Consider the following 2,512-nt stretch of genomic DNA (forward strand, 5'->3'; position numbering starts at 1 on the left):
CTCGCGCCGCGATGGCCGCGCCCCGGCCGGGTGAGGCCGAGGGTGAGCGAGGCCTGTCGCAACAATCCGTTTCCGGGCCGGTACGGACAGCGCTCCGCCCCCGTGCAATCCTGCGGCCCAACGCAACCGGGAGTTTTCCATGACCACGATCCTCAATCCGCGCGTGCACGACCTGGGCGGTTTCCAGGTGCGGCGTGCGGTGCCCACCCTGCAGGCGCGCAGCGTGGGGCCGTTCGTGTTCGTCGACCACATGGGCCCGGCGGTGTTCGCCCCCGGCCAGGGCATCGACGTGCGCCCGCATCCGCATATTGGCCTGGCCACGGTGACGTTCCTGTGGTCCGGGCAGATCGGCCACCGCGACACGCTGGGTTCGGAGCAGATCATCCGCCCGGGTGATGTGAACTGGATGACCGCAGGCCGTGGCATCGCCCATTCCGAGCGCACCCCGCCGGCCGAGCGTGGCCACGACCACCCGCTGCACGGCATGCAGACCTGGATCGCGCTGCCGAAGTCGCACGAGGAATCCGTCCCGGCGTTCCACCACTTCAGCGCCGGCCAGCTGCCGCAGCAGCGCCGGAACGGTGCGCTGCTGCGGGTGATCGCCGGCCGCGCCTATGGCGAGGAATCGCCGGTGCAGGTGTTTGCCGACACCTTGAATGTGGCCATCGATCTGGACCCGGGCGCGGAGATCGACCTGGACGCCAGCCACGTGGAGCGTGCGCTCTACATTCTGGAAGGCGAGGCGCAGCTGGACGGGGTGGATGTGCCGGCCATGCACCTGGTGCTTCCCGAGGCCGGCGCGCGCGGGCGCTGCGCGCCAGAACCCCGGTCAAGGCGATGCTGATGGGTGGCGAGCCGCTGGATGGTCCGCGCCACCTGTGGTGGAACTTCGTCTCCAGCTCCAAGGAGCGCATCGAGCAGGCCAAGGACGACTGGCAGGCCGGCCGCTTCGGCACGATTCCGGGCGATGACAAGGAGTTCATTCCGCTGCCGGCCTAAGCCGCCGCGGCCTTAACGCTTTCAATACGCCGCCCGCACGCCGCTGGCTTATGTTTCCACCACCCGCTCCGGGGAATCGAGGGGAAACACGCATGGATATGAGCAAGCGACTGGCGGCCGAGTTTCTCGGCACGTTCTGGCTGGTGCTGGGCGGCTGCGGCAGCGCGGTGCTGGCGGCCAATTTCGGTGGCGACGGCAATCCGCTGGGGATCGGTTTCCACGGGGTGGCGCTGGCCTTCGGCCTGACCGTGCTGACCGGCGCCTATGCCTTCGGCCACATCTCCGGTGCCCACTTCAACCCGGCGGTGAGCGTGGGCCTGTGGGCCGGCGGCCGCTTCTCCGGCAAAGACCTGCTGCCGTACATCGTGGCGCAGGTGCTGGGCGGCGTGGCCGCGGCATTCATCCTGTTGCAGATCGCCCAGGGCAATGCCGGTTTCGCCATCGACGGCAGCCAGGCCGGTGCCTTCGCCAGCAACGGCTACGGCGCACTGTCGCCGGGCGGCTACAGCGTCGCGGCCGCGTTCCTGTGCGAGGTGGTGATGACCGCATTCTTCCTGGTGGTGATCATGGGTGCCACCCACGGCAAGGCGCCGGCCGGCTTCGCGCCGATCGCCATCGGTCTGGCGCTGACGCTGATCCACCTGATCTCCATTCCCGTCACCAACACCTCGGTCAACCCGGCCCGCTCCACCGCGGTGGCGGTGTTTGCCGGCCCCGGGCAGATCAGCCAGCTGTGGCTGTTCTGGGTGGCGCCGATCCTGGGCGCGATGATCGGCGGCATCGCCTACAAGTGGATCGGCAGCGACAACTAGGCCGTTGCCGGTAGCACGTGACAGAAGCGGCCCCCGGCGGGGCCGCTTTTTTGTGTGATCTGAAACATGCTTTGCAAGTGACGGCGGTTGTGTAATACCGTCGGACCTCGGCTGGCGCGCATGGGGATGCGCGCAACGGGCGCGAGGGAACTGGCCACCAGCCGCGCAACCGCCTTCAACGATCCACACAACATCCATCGCGCCGGTAGCGGGCGGTGTTTCATGGGGAAAGCGAAGTGAAGACTGTCCGTACCGTTTGTGCCGCCCTGTTGCTTGCCGCCGCTGCCACCGCCTCGGCCCAGCAGACCGCCCAGTGCCCGCTGCTGCCGGCCGACAGCGGCCTGCACTGGGAACAGCAGGCCCAGAGCGACTTCATCGTCTGCAAGGCCACCACCCCCGATGGCCGTACCGTGCTCAACATGATGCTCACCGCGCGTGATCCGGGCATCGCCCTGACCCGGGCGCTGCGCGCGGAAAAAGGCACCTTCGGCGGCGAGGCGCTGCACTGGTACAAGATGGATATGGGCGGCCGCGACCTGCCGGGGCTGGAGTCGCGCCGTATCACCGTGGTCAAGCTGGACAAGAAGCGCTATGCCCAGATCTGGATCGAAGCGGCCGACGGCGGCGAGCTGGCCAGCCTGCAGACGCTGACCCAGGCCCTGAACCTCAACTCCCCGGCGCTGGCCGGCAGCGGCAACTGA

General features: G+C 68.5%; 2 protein-coding genes and 1 pseudogene. All 3 read left to right on the plus strand.

The annotated features are described in order from the left end of the window. Positions 1 to 139: 139 nt before the first annotated feature. The 3 genes and pseudogenes from JCM9942_RS13955 to JCM9942_RS13965 all read left to right on the plus strand — a co-directional run bounded on the left by JCM9942_RS13955 (position 140) and on the right by JCM9942_RS13965 (position 2,512). Positions 140 to 999, plus strand: a pseudogene (locus tag JCM9942_RS13955) (pirin family protein). Positions 1,000 to 1,091: 92 nt separating this feature from the next. Beyond that, entirely contained in the window at positions 1,092 to 1,811 is a 720-nt protein-coding gene (gene aqpZ, locus JCM9942_RS13960; RefSeq protein ID WP_083468558.1) for an aquaporin Z, read from the plus strand. Positions 1,812 to 2,047: 236 nt separating this feature from the next. Next, entirely contained in the window at positions 2,048 to 2,512 is a 465-nt protein-coding gene (locus JCM9942_RS13965; protein WP_054660425.1) for a hypothetical protein, read from the plus strand.

Origin of the sequence: Stenotrophomonas pictorum JCM 9942, assembly GCF_001310775.1 — a bacterium.
GTDB lineage: Bacteria > Pseudomonadota > Gammaproteobacteria > Xanthomonadales > Xanthomonadaceae > Stenotrophomonas > Stenotrophomonas pictorum.